Genomic DNA, 18,959 nt, shown 5'->3' with positions numbered 1-18,959 from the left:
TAAAGGATAAAGGGGTTGGTGCCGATTCATTATAGGAAGCCCCCCAGCTCGAATGCGTTTTAGTGCTTTTGGGCAGTTAATTCTGACTGAGGTTCTGCTTTAAGTACAGAGTCGGCTATAGAGATACATTTCGCCATACTTCGCTCGAGGTCACTGGAAAAGAACGTTGCTTTAGATAGTTTAGGATCGGAGGTATAAGTGTTTTCTACCAGGCCACGTAGGTCTTCTAACGAACTGGCATTCCTAATATGTTCAATCAATTCTTGCGTTGCGGTAACTTTATAAGCGGTTAATTCTGCGTCTCTAAACACTTTAGTTATAAAAGATGGGCTAAACTTACCCTCATGAATTTTTCCCCGTGAATTAATATACCGTTCTAACTCTTTAATACAGCTTTCTTTAGCACTATCAAGATTAGGCGATTTTTCAGCACTTAAAAGAGCATGCGCTTTTTCCTTTTGTTCATTTTGAGTAAAATTAACCATTAGATGAGCGTTCTCTCCTAAACTCCGTGCAAAACGTTCATTGTCTTTTTGCTCATCAAATGCTTTTGCTAATTGCGCAAGCTCCTCTGGTTTTCCTTTTAAAAAACTCACATCGACTATATCAGGCCGATGTTCTTTAATATATAACAATGCTTTTACTGTATCTGTTGCTTGAGGATAAGGAAATTGTTGGCCTTTAAAAAACTTTTCATAGCTCCCTTTGTATTTGTTCCAGGCCTGCTCACTGATGATACTATGCTGCTCTTTATCCATCAGTCGTTGAGGTGATAATTGAGGGTCGCTATTTTCTAGGCGTAATGCCATGCCAATGTCAATGCACACAATGTCACCTGATGGGGTTTTAAGGAAATTTTTAGGTGCTGTCGCATCAACAACGATACGTCCTGTTTTGTTATATACATCGAGTAATCCTAAGCTTATTTCTGCGTCTGATGCTTGTTCACCCTCAATATAGGGACAAACCCAACCAAGTCCATGTTCTGATTCAATAATAGTTGCTGGTGGTAAATTTGGATTAATTAGGTTCCATAACCGTGCAGAGCGCTCAGGGCTATCGGTGGTGGCATCAACATTCTTTTGAACTTTAAGTATGCATTTGCCATCTGCACTTTTATATACGTCATTGTAATTGCCGGCCCCCAAGAAGGCCCATTCTTGCTCTGTTTTCTGTTTCATTTAGCACTCTCTTTGTTTTGTTTAAGTATAGTGTAAGTAGAAAAATTTATGCCTAACTTAATATAAAGGCGCTTACGTGCTTAAGAAAATGCTTTTTATAAATGATAATGTGGGCTTTAAAAAGAGTAACTAAGCCGAGATAAAGCCAGCTTAGCTACTTAGTTGGGGGATTGTCTTTTTTACAAAGGCAATTAAATCGTGAAATCAAGATCAGAATCACTATCTAATTCATCATTATCGGGTCTTAGCTCCCGTGGCACCTTAAAGAATACACTGCCAGTTGGGTTCGCATAATATTTCATCTCTTCGGGGCGTATTAATTTAGGTCCGGTAGTTGCTTGAGGCTCTACCAACGTATGATTGATTGGCGTATTTGGAGGCGCCGGGGGAGTGCTTAGAGTAGTACGTAGTGTTAAGGGTAATTCATCTTTTCCTTGCATTTAAATCTTCCTATAAAATAAGGTAAAAAGTTATATATCACAAATACTAAGGAGAGACAAATATGATTGCAGCCGCCCTGGTTAGCGAACTAAAAAGCAAGATTGGGCAAAAAGTTTATATCGTAGATTTTGGTAATTTCTTTACGTAATATATCTGTTAGCCTGTGCTGTCTTGAGTCTATAATGAACCGATATTGTGTAGCCTTATTACCTATAAAAAATTCCGATGCATTTATTGCTTTATCACAGCAAATCTCTTTAGAAAAAGACTATAAATTAGGTATAAACTCAATTCCTCATGTTACGATTGCTCAATTTTGGTTCGAGGAAAATAAGCTAGAAAAGCTATGGGAAACAGTTATAGAGAGAATTCAGGTTACCACTGTAAATTTAACATTTAAAAAATTTAGCTGTTTAACATTTGATAATAACAATTATTGGATATCCCTATTACCTACTAAAATAAAAGAATTACACGAGCTCCAACATCAATTAAATTCAATAATACATATTAATTCACTTCGTCCCTATGATCCCCATCTAACCTTATTAAGTACTAAAGACACCAACTACATAGAGAAAGCCCAGCCTATTTTAAATAAAGATATCTTCATATCCGATGATTTTGTAATAGCTATCGGTAATTGTGACGAGCTGGGGCAATTTACGAATATTTTTTCAAGCCTAAGTCCTACTGAATGAGCAATCGCCTTAAATTTATTCAGATTAGCTATTTATTCATCACCATGATCGCAATCATTACGTAGGGCCTCTTGCGAGCCATGTCCAATTATTGTACGATAATATTTTTAATACATACATAATAGAAGAATGGCGTTCGGGGTGCACAATGTTAGTTAGGTATATTAAAAACAGCCTTCTTACTAAAACAATCAATGAATTAGATGTCAGGCAACATCCAGACATAATCGAGTTGATACGCTCAATAAATCGAGCCGACTTCGACCACCCGTTTTTCCAAGCAGAAAATCATACTACAGAACCATGCAATCAGTATGAGCTGTATTTGACTTATGCCTATCTCTCCCATCTCTATCTTAATGACCAACTTGCCTACCCCGGTTCCGAGGTTGATTTATCTGGATTTTTAAGTACCGTAAAAACAAGAAAACGAGATGGGCATAACCTGCCTTTTCTTGATAAAGATGATTTTTTGCAAAGTTATTTTATTCATGCAGCCTTACAAAGCCACCCCGAAAAAATTACCCTCTATAATGCCCAGGATTCTGAAAACGAAGCCCTGATTCAAGACTATATTAAACAATTGCACGCAGACTTTCCGATGGTAGCCATAGATAGGCTAGAGCAAATAATTGGCTCACTATCAGGTATTAATCGCATTTTTGTTAGAGTATCGACCACCCGTCATGAGGATCCTCTGCTTTATAACATGATAAGGCCAGGTGGATTTATCGATGTGCATACAGCAACCCCTTTTAATGAGACACACATAGTACCATCCATTAGTTTTATCCATGCATTGGCTCAAGAGTGCAACCCAAGCCATCAAGTGACAATGGAGCCCATTTTTGGCCAAATTAGCGTGGAAACGCTTCATAGAGATTTCCATCAGTACCTTTGTCATCCGATCAACATCTATTCAACCTGGATACAGAATAACTTGGCATCCGTACATCACACCCAAAGCTCTAAGCTTAGCGTTGCGATGCACGATTCCTATTACCACTTTATGGCACTATGCCAATTTGAACCCAGCGCCCTTGACTTCCTAGCCAAAGAATTGTGTCCTGCATTAAAAAACTTGGCAGCCAATAAAAACCTTGAGATTAATAGTAGTGCGATACTTTCTTATCTCTTCGAAAAAATGAACGACTTCGCTGTGCCACCGAATAGTAGTGAAAAAATAAATGTATGGTCCTATATCCGCAATAGAATTACTTATCCTTTCGGAAACTCAAAACAAGAACGCTATCGCCACAATCGAAATATTGATTTATTAATCATGGCTATTCATTCGCTGAACCCCAGTCAGGCATTTATTGAAACCAATTATCAAATCAATCTAAGTAATTTATTAGAGCAAATAACGGCTCGACTAACTATTAAACCACCCCCTGGCTCTGTTATCCATTTAGCTGACCTATTAAATTTAGTAGCGGAGCACTCGCTTAACTACGGTGTGCACGAATCTATTTCAGCAATTAATTTCTTATTGGAACAAGAAATAACGGTCAATACAGAATTGATTTTATTGCTTATTCAACACTGTCACCGTCAATTAACCACCATATTAAAAAATATTGTTAGGCAGCACGGCGATGCTTTTTTCCAACAAGCTATTGCTGAGATCAAGGAAGAAATAGAGAGCTATCCGAGCATTGAGGAACCATCTATTCCGGAATACATCAGAACAAGTTACCTAGTCGAACAAGCCCTCCCTCTCGTGGGAAGAGACGTCAAAAAACAGCTTCCGAAAGAACGCATTGAGAGCATCCTTGATGAAATCGTGCCTATCTTTTTAAGTACGGTGGATTTAAGTTGCACACCTGCTAAACCTGTACGAACCTCCTTAGAACCATTTCAGCCATTCTTAAACAGCCCGACATTTTTTATGTTTTTAGCGCATTTTAAAAAAATTAACTTCCATTTTTCTGAGCAGAATTGGCAAAACATAATAAATTATGGAGAAATGGTTGGATGCGACTTCACCTCAATTGTTCGGAGTATTTCCTTAATCAATGACAAAAATATTCATCTGTTAACAAACGAGCTCATGGACTTAATTTTAGCTCCACCAACGTATACGCCCTATACCACCTCGCCTTTATCTTTGAGTGAAACTCAAAATCAACATGCGCAGAATATCCTGGAAATCTTCGCATTTTTGACAAAGAGAATTACGGAACGTATGCCCACTAAAATAAATTTTTTTCACGAAGAGCCACTACCACACTTAGCGTTTCAACAATTGTTATATGCCATGAATAGAGAAACCATTTCACAAAGTACGATGACAGAGCTCCAGGATGATTCTGAGTTTCGACGGCTTTCCGAAAAAAAGGAATACAGCCCCATAATTGAACTATTCTGCTCTATGCAATCAGTTCAATGTAAAATAGCTATACCGTAAAAAATACGGTATAGACATTGAGTGCAAATCGATATAATTATTCTTCATTTTGGATTTTGGAGAAACAAAAAATGCTTTTTTTACCGTAATACGTAAACACATCAAAACTAGTTTTATTCCTGAAGATACAGCCAACCCGACGCAAAATGAGCTTTTAAATGATATAAAAACATATCCAAAAGTTTACTTGTTTACATCTTTAGAGGAAGCACAAGACCTTGCTAAGACCTTTTTTCACTCCCCTCATGTTCCTAAAGTTGCTGGACATTATGGTTTAGTCGCAGAAGTTACAGCAACCTTTACTGATATGCCTGAAAAAGCAGAAATTGATGATTCGGTACAGTACAATAATTGGGTTGATAGTCAGAAACTGAACTATTCTAAGAGAGAATTGTCAGGACACACTTCTTCATGCGTCCTTATTTTCCCAGAACAGATTACCTCCATATTAAGGAGTTATATACCTGAGATGGCTAAAAACCATAATCCCAATCTTCAGGATACTGACTTCACAGAAGTTAAACCTTCTTTGTGCAAGGTGATGTAATCTTCCCCGGTGCTTTTGAAGAGCTTCGCCCCGGAATGGGTCATTATTGCACCTGCATTTTTTTGGATAGCATTCTGATATCAAAAAGATGCAGTGCAGTACCGTATGTATACGGTATACACTACTATTACGCGTTAATGATAAGTCATGGAGGCTGCAATTGCCCCGTGCTGTACTAATAAATTACCGATATCTTTCATATGCTCGGATTCATTAACAACCGTTTCACTAAGTGACAATGGGGTATGATTTTGCTCATCTCTGGCATTAACATCAAGCTTTGCGTTTTCAAGTAACCACTGTACTAACTCGGGATTACCTGATTTAACTGCATGATGTAGCACAGTGAATCCCTGGTCATCCACTAGATCTATTTTCGCTCCATGGCTAATCAGTGTGGCCACGGCCTCTATATTGCCAAGCTCGGCAGCCAGCATTACTGGTGTTCTACGGTGAATATCTGGCTCATTTAAATGATTTGGATATCTCAAACATTCCTCCAAGATCATATTATTTGTTTGACGAGCAGCAAAATGAAGTGGTTTCCAACCATTACTATCCGCCAAGTCTGCACTATTTTCGTTTAGCAAAGAAGAAACGGCCTTCTCTTGGCCATTTAAAATAGCGGTATGTATTGGATATTGGGTATTATTGTTTTTCATAGATGCAAGGCGTGGATTAGAAATTAATGTTTCATCAATTAAGTCATTAAAGCCATGCAAGGCCATGCGATGCAGCACTGTGTCCCCGTTACTGTCTTGATGTTCTAATACTTGATTTCCTTTATCCTTTAACAGCTTAAAAATAGCTATTTTATTCATTTTTAGTTTCGGTAGATCCTCATCCAATATGGGCATAAATAAAGCGCTAAAAATTGGGTACTGTTTCTGATTATTTAATGCGCAGGAGTCCGCCCCAAGATTGAGCAAGATTTGGGTCGTGTTTAAATAACCATGGCCGGCTGCCGAATGAAGCAAAGTTAAGCCATTTTTATTAGGAATATTTACTATATTTTGAGTAGGGTTTAATGAACGTAATACTTGATCAAACCCCATTATAACCACTGCAGCAATTAAACTTTCTCCCTCAAGATCTGAATTGGGTTTTTCCATATCAGAATGCATTTTAGGAAGAATGAGAGTTAAATAAATTACAGTTGCTTCTTCATATTGTTGATATTGCTCCTTCTCATCTCCTGAAAATTGTATATCAGTAGATACGGTTTTTTGAAACCATGCCTTTAGCAATCCCAGTTTTTCACTTATGGGTTGATGGTCATTCATGCCTAATTCGTCACATAGTGTATTAAAATTCATTTTTTCACTTCCTATAATTAAATTTTTAGCCCATGTACTTCCTCATTACCGGGCTCTTCTTCTTTAGGAGCTTTTGCCTCCCCAACCTGATCTATAAACTTAGCTTTAAAATCTTTAAAACTTTGCGCTGACTTTTCCACATCAATTTTTCCATCTGCGGTTAAATTGACTTGGCCTCCTTTACCCCAATGACGATGTGATGCAAGCGCCTGCATCACAGGTTCTGCCTTAGCTGAACCTAAAAAGTTACAACGCTCTTCAATAGACAATTTCCCCATAGCAGACTCAATTCGCTCCGCTTTAGCATTCATTCCTACAGTAAAAATGCCTGCACGGTCTCTAAGGTCTTGAATTGTACTCTTTACTCCTTCGACTGCTTTATCTGCCTTTAATGTAACGATTGTTTGTTGTAACTCAGCTAAAATTGCTGGGCGACCCTCAAGAGGAGTATTATTGATTTGATTTTGCTTATTACGAATAAACTCGTTCATTTTTTCATCATTTTCACCAAATTTCAATGCCTGGAGCTCAGCAAAGACTGCTTTAAATTCAGGATGATTTATCATAAACAGGCGATCCAGAGCCTCCCTTACTTTCATGCGCTCTTGAGGTTCGGGTCTTACTAAACCTTGAATAATTTCTTTATATTCTTTTCCAACCGGGCCTTCAAATCCAACGCTATCAAATTTAAAATCTGCGGCATCATCTCCTTGACCAAGCTTTCCTGAAGCATAATAATACAAGTTTTTACCCAATATATATGCATGCACTGCATCAGCACTCATTGTTGCATCATTAAGCTCAGGAGGAGTAAAACCAGAAGTGCGAAGCATCCCACAGTATTTATTTCCAGGTAACCCTTCTCTATATTGTTGATTAGCGTCAGTAAAAAGAAAACTTTTAGTATCAGCAAGTTGAACTTTTCCGCTTGCATCAACTAGCCAGTTTGTAATTTTGGCATCAGGGAACATACATCCTGCTTCTTGAATATTCAGAAGAGTACCCGCCATTTGTTCAAAAATCTGGCCTGTACTTTTTAATAACTCTGTTTTAGTGGTTAAATTACTCCGGTGTTCGTTAACACTACCGCCTTTACAAAAATCAGTCACTAACATTGTTCGAGATATTGATTCACCCTTTTCATTGCGACAGCATACTTGTCGTTCAGCTGCAATTGGTGCAAAACTATCCGGCATTTTTTCGCGAAGATGTGACTCAACATTTCTGGGCATATCAAGACGGCAGTCAATTTTTAAAACCGCCTCTTGACCATTATCAAGATCCACAACTTTAAAATTCTTAGAGTTTCCGCCACCTAAATAACTAATCTCATGCCCACGTAAAAACTTACGAAAATTTTTGGCTTCCACACGTTCATCAGTAACATCATATAAACTTCTAAGTTCGTCATCTAACGCAGGATTTTTACCTTTGACTAAAATCCCTAAAAGTTTATCAGCTTTCTCAGGAGCCATATTGGCAATCACTTCGGATAGAGGGGATGAGTTTCTGGGATCCTTAATTAACGAGGGAGTACCTAAACTGGCGTATTGATACTTTATTTCATTAAAAAGTACAGCTTGGGCCTCTTGATAACCCGGAGATGCTGCCAAATGTCTAGGTTTATATTTATATTCGACTTCTTGTATCTTGTCCTGTATTTGCTGCAAAATTTCTTTCTTTGCAGGATCGGGTATGTCTTTATTGTACTGATTTATTAGCGTATTTAAGGACTTCGTAAATTGAATCATCTCGTCCGCTGGCAATCTGCCTGCATCAAACGGAGCAATTAATGGCATTGGTTTTTTAGCTGGTAACTCAGGTCCCCGCACTATTCCAATTAGTCTAGCTAGCATAGCGCCCCCATTTTCCTGCGGATATATTAAGTATATGCCCTAACCAACAGTTATGGGGATTTATAAGCATTAAAATGTTAAAATTGCCCCTTTTCATAAAATTGTGAAGCCAGGATAAATTGCCTTTCTCCTCCGCTAAAATAATTAATTATTAAATAGAAATTTATACACTCACCGGCTAATATGGAGTACAGGAACTAATTTTAAGTCAAAGGACTGATATGAAAATAAAAACATTAGCTTTAAGTATGCTTGCTGCATCACCAATACTTTTGAATACCTCCTATGCAGCTGAGTCTCCTAAAGATGCGGCCTCTGCAACCAAAAGCATAAATAATGAACTGTTAAAAGAACTTCCATTTAATGATAAAGAATCATTTGCTAATGCATCTAAAGGATTCATTGCTCCCTTACCTGATGAGGGGGTGATTAAAAATGCAGAAGGGAATGTTGTATGGGACTTAGGCAAGTTTTCCTTTATTAAAGATGGCAGTGCATCACCAGATACAGTCAACCCTAGCTTATGGCGCCAATCGCAGTTAGTTAAAAAGGGAGGACTATTTAAAGTTAGTGAGCACATTTATCAAGTACGTACAGCCGATTTGTCCAACATCACCTTTATTGAAGGGCCACAAGGCCTTGTGATCATGGACCCCTTAATTTCCACAGAAACAGCAAAAGCCTCTCTTGATTTATATTTTAAACATCGTCCCCCAAAGCCTATTGTTGCAGTCATTTATACGCATAGCCATGTTGACCACTATGGTGGCGTTCGCGGGGTAGTTACAGAGGAAGATGTTAAGGCCGGCAAAGTGAAAATTGTAGCCCCAGTTGGCTTTACGGAAAGTGCGGTCGCTGAAAACGTGATGGCAGGTAACGCGATGAGCCGAAGAGCAAGTTACATGTATGGTAACTTACTGCCCATGTCCCCCACTGGACAAGTAGGTGCAGGTTTAGGAATGACAACTTCTTCAGGAACTGTATCGCTTATTCCCCCTACTGATCTCATTAAAGAGAATCAACAGCATTTAAACTTGGCTGGATTGGATTTTGTCTTTTATATGGCTCCGGATTCTGAAGCACCGTCTGAAATGTTCTTTTACGTCTCCGAATATCATGCTTTATGTACTGCTGAGGACGCAACTCATACCTTGCATAATACCTACTCCTTACGTGGAGCCAAAATTAGGGATCCCTTAGCCTGGTCTAAATATTTAAATGAGGTAGTTTACCTCTGGGGCAATGATGTTCAAGTATTGTTTGCTCCCCACCACTGGCCAGTTTGGGATAAAGACAATATTGTTAAACATTTAAAATTACAACGTGATATGTACCGCTATATTAATGACCAAACCTTACATTATGCAAACCAAGGTTTTACGATGGATGAAATTGCTGAAAAAGTGAATCTTCCAGAATCGCTAAGCCATTACTGGTCCAATAGAGGTTATTATGGAACGATGAACCATAATACGAAAGCTACCTATGTAAAATATCTAGGTTGGTTTAGTGGTAATCCTGCGACCCTACATCCACTAGTTCCTGTGGAGGCCAGTAAAAAGTATGTCGATTATATGGGTGGTGCTGCCAAAATTATGGAGCAAGCGAAAAAAGATTATGAGCAAGGAAATTATCGTTGGGTGGCTGAAGTGATGAACCACGTGGTCTTTGCTGATCCGAATAATCAAGAAGCGCGTAATCTTGAAGCCGATGCCCTGGAACAAATGGGTTATCAAGCGGAATCTGGCCCATGGCGTAATTTTTATTTGAGTGGCGCGAAAGAACTACGTAATGGTGTGCAAAAAGCCGCATCTCCAGATACCGCAAGTCCGGACACTATTCGCGCAATGAGTACGGATTTATTTCTTGATTACTGGGGAGTCAAACTCAATGGCGAGAAAGCAGCAAACACCACGCTGACCTTGAATTTTGTTTTCCCTGATATTAATGAAAAATATCTAGTAGAACTCAATAACGGTAGTTTGCATCATATTAAGGGATATCAATCCGATAAAGCGGATGCGACGATTACGCTAAATCGCGAAACATTAAATCAAATTATTTTGAAGCAAAAAACACTTGAGGGTACGCTGCAAAATAACGAGTTAAAAGTTACGGGTAATCAACAGGCTTTACAACAATTACTTGGGCTGCTGGATAACTTTGATTTCTGGTTTAATATTGTTACACCGAATTGATAGCGATAGGACTGACTTTCGAGGCAACCAGGAGTTTAAAGCACGGAACCCTGGCTTGCTTCACTTCGTTCGCAATGACGGTTAGTTTTTGAATTAATCAATAGTGCTTCAATAATCCCCGTCATTGCTGTCTGATTTAGTTTTTCTTTTCGTAAACCCAGGTGCAAGCAAAGAGCTATCCTATTTTTTGAATGAATTTTGCCAAATTTCTCCCCTTGAATAATCAGCATAAGCGAGAGGATAAAAAGAGATATAGTTAGTAACTCAAAGAAAAAAAGTTATTAAATCTGGCAATATCAAAATCTGAGCAGTACCTGAAACGATGTAGTGATTCAGTTGAGAGACCAGGAAACTCACTTGATTGTAGTTAGTAGAATAGAGATTTAAAAAAATATAAAATATGGGAATACTTTTAAATGAATGACTCCATCGCGTCTTCTCCCTTTATAATCCTCTTCTCTAAAACGGCTACTGTAATACGCTCCAGAGGGAAACTCCGTAGAGACGAGGTACACAAGAGCATTCGCATTATCTTTATAGTTGAATAAAATGATAGCTTATAGGCCCGTAACCACCTAACACCCAAAAGAGATAAAGCCAATATTAATATTGACTACGGTAGTATTTATTTTAAAGAGTTATACTCATTGTTGGTGCCATGTCTTCTTTCAATGTTTTGAGCTGCTCTTTTAATTCCCTTAAGGTACTGGTTTCTTTTTGAGTAGCCGTGATACGAATAGATAATAGGCCTCTATTTATATTGATTGCCTCAAGAAATTTACCAATTACAGTGTCATTTTTTTGCAATTGCTCTTTTAGTTTCTCAGGGGTATATGTAGCTAACTCTAATTTTTCCTCTATAGACAATGCCTTATAATTAGAGCGAATCGCCTTAATCTTTTCCTGAGGAGCATAGAAAAAGAACGTATTTCGTTGAGAAATATTCTTAATAATATTCTCTATGTTTGTAATTTGATTTGACTCTAAATACCGTACTTTTTACGGTATTTAATGGAGCACACGCTATCTTAGGTTGATTAATTCTCATTATAATAATGAACTATTTGAATCAATATAATAACGAGGTTCTCTTGGATATTCCGACACTCTATACATTTAGACGTTGTCCCTATGCGATTAGGGCCAGGATGGCGCTTGCCTATGCACAAATATCCGTGACTCAATATGAGGTGGATTTGAAAAATAAGCCATTAGAATTATTGCAGCACTCAGCTAAAGGTACTGTTCCGGTTTTAATTTTGCAAAATGGCCAAGTTATTGACCAGAGCCTTGATATTATGCTTTGGGCCTTAAAACAAGCGGATCCTGATGGTTGGTTGAATCCCAAACTAAAAGCCGCTGGTGATAAATTGATTCATCAAAATGATACGCAATTTAAGCCCATTCTAGACCGCTATAAATATTCTCCAGAGCCAACAATCGCGCGTAATTATCGAGAACAAGCCCATAGTTATCTTAAACACATAGATTCATTACTCGCCTCACGCCCCTATTTGCTGGCAGACCATATAAGTCTGGCCGACATCGCCCTCTTTCCCTTCATTAGACAATTTTTTATGGTAGACAAAGCCTGGTTTGCGCAAAGTGAATACACGCATTTACAAACCTGGCTTCAATCTTTTTTAGATTCCGAATTATTTCACAGAATCATGCAGAAAACATAAATCGCTTAAAACAACCAGGTGTACATTATTTGAATCTAATCCCGCTAGTATTTACATCCGAGTCATTATTCTGAGCTGCCTTTTCATGCCAACGAGCAGCGGCTCGCAGGTCAAAAAACAAAAATTGTCTTTTTTGATACAAATCACCCAGTTTATTTTTCGTGGATTTATCCGCATCTTCAGCTAACCGATTCAACATGGGTAGTGCTTCAGTACAGCCCCACATAACTGCCGTAAATAAATAGTGGACCGGCTCATCATCAGTAACGCTATTCAATCCTCCAAGCTCTAATAACTGTGCCAAATAAAAAGCTGCATGTTTATCCTTAAGCTCATAAGCTTTTTTATAAAAGAAATAAGCTTGATCTAAGTCCTCATCGACGCCCTCTCCTTCTTCATATTTTTTGCCAATATGAAGATATAGATCAACTGAAAACGGCGTTGATTTTAAATAATTCACCGCAGGTTCATAGTGTTGTGCACTGGCTTGCATACATCGGTCAATTGCCTTTTGATGATGCCCGCGAGGATGATGATAATGAAAGCCTAAATAAAATTGAGCAGGCGCATCGCCTTCGTTAGCAAGCCGTACTAAGTGGTCTGCAGCCTCTGCATGGTTTTTATTAATCGCGTTAATAAAATAGGTGAATGCCTTCTCTTTGTCTCCTTTATCTAAATAATAGAGGCCTATTCGATAAGTACATTCGATGTCGCTCTCTGCAAGTACTTTTAAGGCATGATTGAAGCCGGCCTTATTCAGATCATCAACCAATAAATACCACCTTAAGGCAGTTAAATTGTCCTGTACTACGTACTGGTAAATAGTACCGATTTCTAAAGCAGCCACGATTTTCTTATCTATTTGCGACACGTTAAAAGCTATGCGCTCTAAGGCTAACAGAGCTTTTTTATGGTTTAATCGAGCAGCAATAAGATAATAATTCCACGCGTTAAGTAAAGCCTCATCGCTGTTTTGTTCTTCCGCTTCTCTGCCCATCCTGAAAGCACAGTTACCATCGCTGGAGACTAACGATTTTATTTGACCAATCGCTCCCAAGTTATCAGGAGAAGCTTTTTTAAAACACTCTAACGCAGTTATATTATCTTCAAAGGGTTGTCTATACAGCCCTCCGAGCAAAAGCCACAATGAATCGTTGGGTGCCGCTTCACAAATTCCTCTAATCGCCAGCAAAGCTTGTTCATGTTTGGCTTGTGCCGCAACATTATGGAAAAATAGAGCCGTCTCGTAATCCTCAAGTCCTTCATGCCAAGAGCCACAAGCATAGGCGTAATTAATACTCTTGTTAATGTAGATGAGTAATTCATCGAATGCACTTTGGCTTTTATCTATGTGATATGCGTAATTAAAACAATCAACAGCTTCTGAGTCTTGCTGTAATTGTTGATACAGTGTACCCAGCTCAAACCAGCAAGAAGCTTTATCAGCATTTAAGGCCATTTCTTTTAATTTAGATAAAGATTCAGGAACACCTTTATTCGCAGCAATTACATAAAATTTCCATGCATTTTTAAAGGCATTATTTTGCTCATAAGCTAAACCAATTAAATGCCCATAATAATTATTTACTTCAGTAAATTCACTTAAAGAGGTGCCCGTTTGCGAATTAGTAACCTGCACAGCACAATCGATGGCTGAAGCATAATCATCAAATTCTGATTTATAAATAAAGCCCAGCTTCAACCACTCTATGCCCCGCGTAGTAAGACAAATGTCTCTTAATCCAGATAAGGCGTGTGAAACCAGAGAAATTGACTGCTCATAATTGCAAAGCGCTAACACTTGTCGATAACAAGCCCAAGCTTTTAAGAAGTCGACGGGATTATTTAACTCCCCATAATGATGCATTTGCCCCAAGCAAAAACTTGCTTGGGCATTATTTTTACTCCATTCAACAAGCTCCTCCATTGCGGGTCTATAGGAGTGAGTTGTCGCATATCGATAATAAGATAAAGCCTCTATTTCTGCAGTTTGCGATAAATGAGTAGCTAATTTATGAGTGGCTTCCATTGAGGCATAACCTGCCGCCTTTTTATAGATCTTAACCGCCTCATCGTTTCCATCGGTTAATTCACAGTATCTGCCAAAGTGATAATAGGAGTCTGCATGGTTCCCCTTTTCAAATAATAAATGGGCAATAAACCCATGAGCTAAAACCTCACCCTCATCAATGGCCTCTTTATAATAAAACTCAGCGAGCTCTATATCTTTTTCCACCTCATCACCAAAATGGAAGGCCTTAGCAATATCAAGACTGCGGGATAGACCGCGCAAACGCAGCTGGACTAGTAATAAATATTTTTTCAACATCGATATACTTCACTTAATAATTAAGACTGCTATAAAAAGGTTCGCACTGCGCTTTAATCGTTTGCTCTTGGTGTTCATTAATAAACAAAATATCCATATGCTGATTAACCGCAAAAACAGCAGAAAATTGCTGAGCGCATTGTTCTACGAGACGCCCATCCTCATCGGCTGTTCTACATACTGCACACACACTAAATATGCACGAAGTGGTTTCCCGTACTCCATAAATGCTTGGCTAAATTTTTTCTTAATTAACAGCTCCATTTCTCCATCTTGTTCACAAATTACCAATAGGTCTGGCGTGATTTTTAAAAGCATTTTTATTTCCTTCGCTGCAATAAAGTCTCTTTAAAATTGAGGATTTACACCCGATACGCTGGTAACTTGTACTTTGGATCTATTGAGAATAATCACCTCATTCCCTTTTGCCGTTTGCCCAGGATATATAGAATAGGCAGCTCTCATTGAGTAAATATCATGAGCAGAGACATAGCCTGTGGTGACAAATTGCCCTGTATTTGCATGAGGTAGGCCTGCGTAATCCCTGTAATTAGCTACGTTATTTGGATTAACTAAACTCCAAGATGCCCCATCAGCGTGGGCCTCGCCCCCCCAAACTCTATAAACTTGAAACCCACCATACGCTAAAAGCTGCCCGCGATAAGGGCTATCTGCTCTCAAGATGTCATAGATAGGTTGATTTAAAACCCCACCATAAACCATACGTGTCGTCTTGTTATTCACTTGATGATTAATCGCGGCAGGTACCCATAAACATTGCGTATCTAGTTTTGAAGAAACGCTTATAATCCCAATTCCCATTGCATCAAAGGCTTTTTTTAGCACCACGCATTTGTTAATTTCTTGTTTTAGTGCTTCTTTTTGATGATCAATACGCCAATTGAGCAAAATACTCATTAACGCTGATGAGTTCCCTTCCATAGCCTGTCTCACTGCAGCTGCCGTAAACCCCTGCTCTTTATTTGCTGCCGCTACTTGATAAGGAAAGCTCCCAATTTCGGCTCTCGTTATATCTTCAACCAAATCGTCAAAATCATTATTAAGAAAATTACCCAGTGATGTCCTTCTCGCGTTAGGAAAAGCCTTATCAAGTGCCATTAATCGCTCGTTAAAAGTAGCGGTACTGCTGTTAACTTCCTGATAGATTAGTCGTAATCCAAACTTTTTTGATGATTTGCATTTGGCTACCGCCATTTGCCAACCTTTAACCATTTCAGCAACACTCCCTTCCAATTCTTGGAGTATTTTTTTCTCTAACCTAGACCAAAAAAACCAATCCTTTAGAGTATCTTCACACCTTTTAAGCCGTTGGTTATTCGCCTCACTCTGATTCTCAAGCTGTCTGACCAGAGACGTGGCCTTACACAGTTCTTTTAGGCGACCAAATATTGGAAAATATTGGGCAAACTCATCGTAATGAATAGTGAACTCTTGAGCAAAAACATATTCAGGTGAAAATTTATGCGGTTTATTCGCTTGTTTACAGACTTCCTTTGCTAAGTGATACAAGAGCCTATTATTGTTCGAGTTTAATGTGATTTTTCCATCTGCAGGTAGGGGTAATTTAAACAAATGTTTTAAATATTTATTATCATGCTTTATTATCAGTAAATCCTCTGAACCGTCTTCGTTCACGAAGTACATATGCTGAGCGTTTTTAAGAAAGATTAAAGCAGGCTTATTGAAGGTATTGATATTAAGTTCATTTTTTTCTTGAATGGTTAAAACATAGATAGGCCACCCCTCGCCAGCCTCATCCGGATCATCGATTAAATTGCCCTCCATGTCATACTTCATCAAATGCTTCTTAACTACCATTTTCAGCTCGCCCAGAGCAATGAATAGCTTATTCGAAGTTTTCAGCGCTTCATCATTGATTGCGCATTCAACTCGCTGGTTTTCTATCCAAAAACGATGCACCCCGCCTGTGGGTGTTGCTTCCTGATAATCGGTGATAATTTTTCTGAGGTATCTAGGTAGCTTCTTGATTAATGATTCGATGGAGCGAGTATCATAAGGTTCTTGAGCCTGGACCTCACATCCTACTGTAAAAAACTTTAACAAATAATCAGCAAGAAACATACAATGATACAGCTGTGAATCATAGATTTCTTTGGGGCCAAAAACGATCTTATTTACGGGAGTGTAAGGCTTTTCACGATCCCCAGGCTCCAAACTAAAAAAGCTATGCGAAGCCTTTGTGGCAATTAACTCTCCCAGGTCATAGGGAGCCAATTTTTTTTCATAGCTCGGGTCCCCCTTTTGCCAGGGAACCACATGAAAATCAGTTTCTCCCGTAGTCAAATTAATGCTGAGTCCATGAACTGATTTAAAATAAACCGGTGGCGCACCTTTGGGAAAAGCCACTTCAGGTATCGGCTTTAGCCAACCCTGTTCGTCTCTGGGAACAGTTAACCAAGGACCTTTAATACTGTATTCTAGCTGTTGAAATGTCCATTTATTGATAGCTAATAATTCCTTCATTAATTTATAGCGCACCTCGCTTTCTTCCTTACTGCTGTAAGGGCTGCTATACCAATGTCTCAAACATCCTTCAAAGGCATAATATAATGGCTCGACAAGAGGAAGAGGTGATTGTATCCCCTGGCTTTTTTCTTCCTCCCCTAAAGCAATCAATTGATTTAAGTAGCGTCGTAAAAGCACTACGGTTTTAGCACCTTTTAGCTCTCGAGAAATATTCGATTGCAACGCAGCAAAAAAAGGAAAAATACCCGCAATTTTTAAGCAATTTTTTTGCAAGGCAGGAATAAAATCTTTAACTATAGGATGTTGCCAATGAAAATGAGCGATAAACTTTAAACTATGAGTCTGAATATAAAATTCTGTATCTGGCGCTGCCCGATCACTTAATGCAATCGCCTGTTGATACAGTTCTAAAGAAATCTGCTCATCAGCCATACGTGCCGCACCAGGATGGTTAGTATCCAAAGCAGACTTTTGAAAATACACTGCTGCTTGCAACATGGTGTTCGCGATTACACCATAACTGTAGTTCTCGATAATGATAGGCAGCCAATCTAATATCAAATAAGCGACTTCCCGATAATTTTCATTGGATTTTTCAGGATAATGTTCAAACGAATCTAATAATTTGACATAGCGCCACTCTTCCTCTATTCGAGGATTATCACTTACGCGTTCAGTAAATGTCTTCAACAATTCTTCTGTTTGCTTGGTCCCATCAAAAACAGCTAAATCTTGGGAACTAAAAAGCTCATCCTTTGCATGCCAATAACAATGCAGTGCATATTTGTATAAATCTCTAAAATAAACACTACGAAATAATGGGGTTAACCATAAAAGCTCATCTTCATCAGTAAGCGCTGCATAATCAGTTATCTTTATAAAAGCGCCAATTAACTTGTTATTACTTACTTGGGGGCCCGAATGATAAAGTGCCTCGGTAATTATTCCATGAATACTTTCATATAAGAGACAGTCCCTAGAATTTGGATTATCGACTTTAAGACGCTGAATTTGAGCATTCAGCTTCGCCAGAAAACCATCCACGGCACTACGTCTATAATGCATTTGAAGAAATTTATGAAACGTATCAATAACAAATTGTGGCGTCAGTGCGTGGTCTTGTATTTCTACAAGCAGGTTGTTATGTAAAATACTGTGGAGAGAAGAAAATAGTGTTTGTTGATTAGGATAAAGGATGGGTACAAATTGGTTTAGATACGATTCGCCACAAACCTCTTTAAGTGGAAGGCGTTGATATTTTGCCTCTAATTGTGCGTGCTGATTACGAAACTTTTGTCCAAAAGCAGTCCCTGCCGTGGTAAGATTGCCACTGATTGCTCCTTCATACACGTGCTCATAAGCCGCTCGTCGCTCCGAGTCACGCAGCACATGAAACGCTTCTGTGATTATTTTCATTTCCTCTTCAGCCTCTTTGACGCGATGAGGATTACGATCTGGGTGCTTAGACCGAGCTAGCTCATAATACTTTTGGGTAATTTCTGATGTTGTAGCATTTCGAGAAACACCTAAGACTTGGTAATAATCTATTCGAATTTTGGTTTTAGTACGCATCACTTCATATCAGCAAAAAGAAAGTATTTTAACCAAAATGTGTATTTTGAAATACCGTAAAAAATACGGTATAGGCACGCTCATCCACGCTATACAATAAACTCGCTACACTCATATAAAAAAATTACCTATTTTTTATGAGTTGGATGGGGTCAAAGTGGGGGAATTAATTGTTTACTAAAATGCTCTAATTCAATCTGTTCTTTCGAAGGCAT

Annotated in this window: 13 protein-coding genes; 5 read left to right on the top strand and 8 right to left on the bottom strand. The window is 38.6% G+C overall.

Annotated elements, in window-relative coordinates; all coding sequences use genetic code 11:
- Nucleotides 1-59 precede the first annotated feature (59 nt).
- Nucleotides 60-1,181 carry a hypothetical protein gene (locus tag ACD661_RS00915; protein ID WP_400185639.1) on the bottom strand — a complete coding sequence of 374 codons (1,122 nt, stop codon included), beginning with the start codon at nucleotides 1,179-1,181 and terminating at the stop codon, nucleotides 60-62.
- Nucleotides 1,182-1,372: 191 nt separating this feature from the next.
- Entirely contained in the window at nucleotides 1,373-1,621 is a 249-nt protein-coding gene (locus tag ACD661_RS00910) for a hypothetical protein (RefSeq protein WP_400185638.1), read from the bottom strand.
- A 183-nt stretch (nucleotides 1,622-1,804) separates the two neighbouring features.
- Between ACD661_RS00910 and ACD661_RS00905 the strand changes: the two genes are divergently transcribed.
- From ACD661_RS00905 to ACD661_RS00895, 3 genes are all read left to right on the top strand, one after another.
- Nucleotides 1,805-2,323 (top strand): 2'-5' RNA ligase family protein, encoded by a 519-nt coding sequence (locus ACD661_RS00905; protein WP_400185637.1) that lies wholly within the window; start codon nucleotides 1,805-1,807, stop codon nucleotides 2,321-2,323.
- Between the two features lie 148 nt (nucleotides 2,324-2,471).
- Nucleotides 2,472-4,733: a hypothetical protein gene (locus ACD661_RS00900; RefSeq protein ID WP_400185635.1), complete on the top strand. Its 2,262-nt coding sequence runs from the start codon at nucleotides 2,472-2,474 to the stop codon at nucleotides 4,731-4,733.
- 49 nt (nucleotides 4,734-4,782) lie between these two features.
- Nucleotides 4,783-5,280 carry a hypothetical protein gene (locus tag ACD661_RS00895; RefSeq protein WP_400185634.1) on the top strand — a complete coding sequence of 166 codons (498 nt, stop codon included), beginning with the start codon at nucleotides 4,783-4,785 and terminating at the stop codon, nucleotides 5,278-5,280.
- Between the two features lie 134 nt (nucleotides 5,281-5,414).
- Here ACD661_RS00895 and ACD661_RS00890 read toward each other — a convergent pair whose 3' ends face one another.
- Both ACD661_RS00890 and ACD661_RS00885 read right to left on the bottom strand, forming a co-directional pair.
- Complete coding sequence (locus ACD661_RS00890; protein WP_400185632.1) at nucleotides 5,415-6,596, bottom strand: ankyrin repeat domain-containing protein; 1,182 nt, start codon at nucleotides 6,594-6,596, stop codon at nucleotides 5,415-5,417.
- A 17-nt stretch (nucleotides 6,597-6,613) separates the two neighbouring features.
- Entirely contained in the window at nucleotides 6,614-8,071 is a 1,458-nt protein-coding gene (locus tag ACD661_RS00885) for a protein kinase family protein (RefSeq protein WP_400185630.1), read from the bottom strand.
- A 602-nt stretch (nucleotides 8,072-8,673) separates the two neighbouring features.
- On the opposite strand from ACD661_RS00885, the gene ACD661_RS00880 reads away from it, so the two are divergent.
- Nucleotides 8,674-10,650 carry an alkyl/aryl-sulfatase gene (locus ACD661_RS00880; protein ID WP_400185629.1) on the top strand — a complete coding sequence of 659 codons (1,977 nt, stop codon included), beginning with the start codon at nucleotides 8,674-8,676 and terminating at the stop codon, nucleotides 10,648-10,650.
- A gap of 630 nt (nucleotides 10,651-11,280) precedes the next feature.
- Here the strand turns inward: ACD661_RS00880 and ACD661_RS00875 are convergent.
- Nucleotides 11,281-11,517 (bottom strand): hypothetical protein, encoded by a 237-nt coding sequence (locus ACD661_RS00875; protein ID WP_400185627.1) that lies wholly within the window; start codon nucleotides 11,515-11,517, stop codon nucleotides 11,281-11,283.
- A gap of 197 nt (nucleotides 11,518-11,714) precedes the next feature.
- On the opposite strand from ACD661_RS00875, the gene ACD661_RS00870 reads away from it, so the two are divergent.
- Nucleotides 11,715-12,335 carry a glutathione S-transferase gene (locus ACD661_RS00870; RefSeq protein WP_400185625.1) on the top strand — a complete coding sequence of 207 codons (621 nt, stop codon included), beginning with the start codon at nucleotides 11,715-11,717 and terminating at the stop codon, nucleotides 12,333-12,335.
- A 25-nt stretch (nucleotides 12,336-12,360) separates the two neighbouring features.
- Here ACD661_RS00870 and ACD661_RS00865 read toward each other — a convergent pair whose 3' ends face one another.
- The 3 genes from ACD661_RS00865 to ACD661_RS00855 form a co-directional block, all read right to left on the bottom strand.
- Nucleotides 12,361-14,664: a tetratricopeptide repeat protein gene (locus ACD661_RS00865; protein WP_400185624.1), complete on the bottom strand. Its 2,304-nt coding sequence runs from the start codon at nucleotides 14,662-14,664 to the stop codon at nucleotides 12,361-12,363.
- Between the two features lie 13 nt (nucleotides 14,665-14,677).
- Nucleotides 14,678-14,854 carry a hypothetical protein gene (locus ACD661_RS00860; protein WP_400185622.1) on the bottom strand — a complete coding sequence of 59 codons (177 nt, stop codon included), beginning with the start codon at nucleotides 14,852-14,854 and terminating at the stop codon, nucleotides 14,678-14,680.
- A gap of 158 nt (nucleotides 14,855-15,012) precedes the next feature.
- The gene (locus ACD661_RS00855) at nucleotides 15,013-18,744 is read right to left on the bottom strand and encodes a J domain-containing protein (RefSeq protein ID WP_400185620.1); all 3,732 of its coding nucleotides are present in this window, start codon (nucleotides 18,742-18,744) and stop codon (nucleotides 15,013-15,015) included.
- Nucleotides 18,745-18,959: the final 215 nt, after the last annotated feature.

It is taken from the genome of Legionella lytica, from assembly GCF_044626755.1.
Lineage (GTDB): Bacteria > Pseudomonadota > Gammaproteobacteria > Legionellales > Legionellaceae > Legionella > Legionella lytica_A.
The sequence above is the reverse complement of the archived record's forward strand: the minus strand, read 5'-3'. Positions and strand labels throughout refer to the sequence as shown.